This window comes from Pseudoduganella sp. RAF53_2 (assembly GCF_052113985.1).
GTDB lineage: Bacteria > Pseudomonadota > Gammaproteobacteria > Burkholderiales > Burkholderiaceae_D > Rugamonas.
On sequence record NZ_JBFRDW010000661.1, the window covers coordinates 1 to 3294 of the forward strand.

The window sequence follows — 3294 nt, forward strand, 5'->3', positions numbered from 1 at the left end:
GCAGAAAGCAGGTGGCAGCCACATCGTGGCTGCCACCAGGTCTCTGCCGTGGGTTTTTGCAAGCCCTCCTGCTCATCACCGCCGCAGCCCAAGCCCAGGAAGCACCGCCACCGGGCGACCCCATCCGCGGCCGCGCCATCGTCGCCAGCCGCCAGCTCGGCCTCTGCCTGCTGTGTCACACCGCCCCCATCCCCGAAGAGCAATTCCAGGGCAACCTTGCTCCCGACCTGAGTGGCGTGGGTGACCGATACACCGCCGCCCAGCTACGTCAGCGCATCGCCGACAGCAGTCAGCTGAATCCGTCCACGATCATGCCCGCCTACTACCGCACCGAAGGCCTGATGCGCGTAGCGCCCGCCTACCGCGGCAAGACCATCCTGACCGCGCAGCAGATCGAAGACGTCGTCGCCTATTTGCAAACGTTGCGCAGCAAGCCATGACGATCAGCCGCCGCCATCTGCTAGCCATGCCCCTGCTGGTGCTGATCAAACCAGCATCCGCCACGCCCGAGGCGATGGTCAGCGCCATTGCCGCATTCACCGGTGGTAAATCACCGCAGCCCGGAAAACTCGCGTTCGAAATCGCCAAACTGATCGACAACGGCAATGCAGTTCCGGTCACAATCCGCGTGGACAGTCCCATGACCGAGCAAGACCACGTCACCGACATCGCTGTGTTCAATGAAAAGAATCCGCTGCCCGATGTGGTCAAATTCAAACTCGGCCCGCGCACAGGCAAAGCCGAAGTCTCAACGCGCATTCGTCTCGCTACTTCCCAAAAGCTGACCGCCATCGCGCGTACCAATGACGGCAGCCTGTGGCAGCAAACGGTCGACGTTATCGTCACGCTTGCGGCCTGCGTCGAAGGGGAGGGCATGTAATGGCCCGTGCGCTGATCCACATGCCGGCGACCGCAAAGCCTGGCGAGATCATCGAAATCCGCGCGTTGAGCGCGCATCCGATGGAAACGGGCTTCCGCGCCGGGAATGCAGGCGGAATTCTTCCGCGCGATATCATCCGCAACTTCGTCTGCAAATACAGCGGCGTGGAAGTATTCTCGGCTGAACTGCATCCCGCGATGTCCGCCAACCCCTACATCGCCTTCTTCACGCGCGCCACCGAAACAGGCACCCTTGAATTCACCTGGACCGGGGATAATGGCTTCGCGCAGACTGAGTCCACAAAACTGGCGGTGGTGCCATGAGTTTGGTCATTGTGCTTGCTGCGGCTGTTCTGGGAGTTACCCCCACGGCAAACCCGGGTGGCTGCCACGATGTGGCAGCCACCAGCTCCACGCCGGTGGTTGAAGCGTGCCGCCACTCCGGAGCGGAGTACATGAGCCCCGCTACGCAAACCATGCAGCGCGACGACTCGCAAAACCCCGCCATGCTCTGGATCGCATCCGGCGAGGCCCTCTGGCGCACGCCAGCTGTGGCGACGAACAAATCCTGCGCCACCTGCCACAACGACGCCAAAGCCAGCATGCGCGACGTGGCCACGCACTTCCCCCGCTTCAGCAAAGGCGCGGGCAAAGTCATCACCCTTTCCGACCAGATCAACATCTGCCGGCAAGGCGCCCTGAAAGCCCCGCCATTCAAAGCCGAATCCGAAGACCTGCTGGCGTTGGAAAGCTACATCGCCATGCAATCGCGCGGCATGCCCATGAACCCGCCCGACGACGCAGAAACCCGCGCCTCGGCAACGCGCGGCCAAAAACTCTTCACCACGCGTATGGGGCAAATCAACCTGTCCTGCGCCCAATGCCACGACGACAACGCGGGTAAGCGCCTCGCCGGTGCGTTAATTCCTCAAGCCCACGCCAACGCCTACCCCATCTACCGGCTCGAATGGCAAAGCATGGGTAGCCTGCAACGCCGCCTGCGCAACTGCATGAACGGTGTACGTGCCGAAGTGCCGCCGTTCGGCGCACAAGACCTGATCGACCTTGAAGCCTGGCTCGCGTTAAGGGCCAAAGGCATGCCACTGGAAACCCCTGGAGTCCGTCCCTGAAGGAGCCAACGATGAAGCACCTTGCCGCCATCCTGCTCACAATCTGCTGTGCGACAGCCAGCGCCGCTGATGCTATCCACCCCGGCGCACGTCTTGCAGCCACCTGCACCGGCTGCCACGGCACCAACGGCGCCACCAAAGGCAACGCCCTGCCACCATTGGCCGGACAGCCTAAGGACGCATTGCTGGCCAAGCTAAAGGACTTCAAATCCGGCGCCACGAAAAGCACGATCATGACCCAGATCGCCAAAGGCTACACCGACGAGCAGCTCGCAGTCCTTGCCGCTTACTTTGCGGCGCAAGCAAAACCAGGAACGTAACCCTGGTGGCAGCCACATCGTGGCTGCCACCTGCTTTATGCCGTTGGTTCTAATAACGTAAGGAGCCCGCAAACATGGACCGTCGCCAATTCCTGCAAGCCGCCGGCGCTGGAGCGCTGGCCGCCACCACCGGCTGCGCCAGCATTACCGGATCGAGCAAACCGCAAGTTGTCGTCATCGGCGGCGGCTACGGCGGCGCCACCGCCGCGAAGTACGTGCGCATGTGGAGCGAGGGCAGCATTGATGTCACTATCGTCGAACCCAACCCCAACTTCATCTCCTGCCCGCTCTCAAACCTGGTCCTCGGCGGCAGCAAGCAGATCGCCGACCTCACCACCAGCTACGACGCGCTTGTCCGCCATCACGGCATCAAGCTCCTGCGTGACACGGCCACCCATATCGATCCGGAAAAGCGCACGGTCACGCTGCAAAGCGGCCAAACGCTCAGCTACGACCGCCTGATCGTCAGCCCCGGCGTCGAATTCTTGTGGGACGAATTGCCTGGCATGAAAGCGCCCGGCGCGCAAACCAAGATCCTGCATGCGTGGAAGGCCGGCATACAAACGGTGGCCCTGCGCCTGCAGCTCGAATCCATGCCCGACGGCGGCGTGTACGCCATGACGATTCCGCCGCAGCCCTACCGCTGCCCGCCCGGGCCATACGAGCGCGCCTGCCAGATCGCCCACTACTTCAGCGTGCACAAGCCGAAATCCAAGGTGCTGCTGCTGGACGCGAATGAAGACGTGACTAGCAAAGGCCCGTTGTTTAAGAAAATCTGGAAAGAGCGCTACAGCGGCATCATCGAATACCGCCCCAGCTTCCGCACGGTGGATATCGACGCAGGCAGCAGCACCGCCATCTCCGAACTGGGCGACAAAGTACATGCGGACGTGCTGAATGTGATCCCACCCCAGCGCGCCGGCGCCATCGCCTTCGACGCCGGCCTGGCGAACATAAACAAACGC

The 3294-nt window shown here is 62.4% G+C and carries 6 protein-coding genes; all 6 read left to right on the top strand.

Translation table 11 applies throughout. The features are described from left to right. Positions 1-56: 56 nt before the first annotated feature. Positions 57-440: a sulfur oxidation c-type cytochrome SoxX gene (gene soxX / locus AB4Z11_RS27330; protein ID WP_442028987.1), complete on the top strand. Its 384-nt coding sequence runs from the start codon at positions 57-59 to the stop codon at positions 438-440. Next, positions 437-880 (top strand): SoxY-related AACIE arm protein, encoded by a 444-nt coding sequence (locus AB4Z11_RS27335; protein ID WP_442028988.1) that lies wholly within the window; start codon positions 437-439, stop codon positions 878-880. The genes soxX and AB4Z11_RS27335 overlap by 4 nt, the downstream gene beginning before the upstream one ends. Then, the gene (gene soxZ, locus AB4Z11_RS27340; RefSeq protein ID WP_442028989.1) at positions 880-1203 is read left to right on the top strand and encodes a thiosulfate oxidation carrier complex protein SoxZ; all 324 of its coding nucleotides are present in this window, start codon (positions 880-882) and stop codon (positions 1201-1203) included. Before AB4Z11_RS27335 ends, soxZ begins: the two co-directional genes overlap by 1 nt. After that, positions 1200-2009, top strand: a complete 810-nt coding sequence (gene soxA / locus AB4Z11_RS27345) for a sulfur oxidation c-type cytochrome SoxA (protein ID WP_442028990.1) — start codon at positions 1200-1202, stop codon at positions 2007-2009. Before soxZ ends, soxA begins: the two co-directional genes overlap by 4 nt. A gap of 11 nt (positions 2010-2020) precedes the next feature. After that, positions 2021-2329, top strand: a complete 309-nt coding sequence (locus tag AB4Z11_RS27350) for a c-type cytochrome (protein WP_442028991.1) — start codon at positions 2021-2023, stop codon at positions 2327-2329. A gap of 74 nt (positions 2330-2403) precedes the next feature. Continuing rightward, positions 2404-3294: NAD(P)/FAD-dependent oxidoreductase (locus AB4Z11_RS27355; RefSeq protein ID WP_442028992.1), on the top strand; the 891-nt coding region annotated here is incomplete at its 3' end.

Excerpts from the sequence above, each read along its gene's own strand:
- AB4Z11_RS27335 (WP_442028988.1), top strand. The coding sequence starts at position 437 with ATGACGATCAGCCGCCGCCATCTGCTAGCCATGCCCCTGCTGGTGCTG.
- soxZ (WP_442028989.1), top strand. The coding sequence starts at position 880 with ATGGCCCGTGCGCTGATCCACATGCCGGCGACCGCAAAGCCTGGCGAG.
- soxA (WP_442028990.1), top strand. The coding sequence starts at position 1,200 with ATGAGTTTGGTCATTGTGCTTGCTGCGGCTGTTCTGGGAGTTACCCCC.
- AB4Z11_RS27350 (WP_442028991.1), top strand. The coding sequence starts at position 2,021 with ATGAAGCACCTTGCCGCCATCCTGCTCACAATCTGCTGTGCGACAGCC.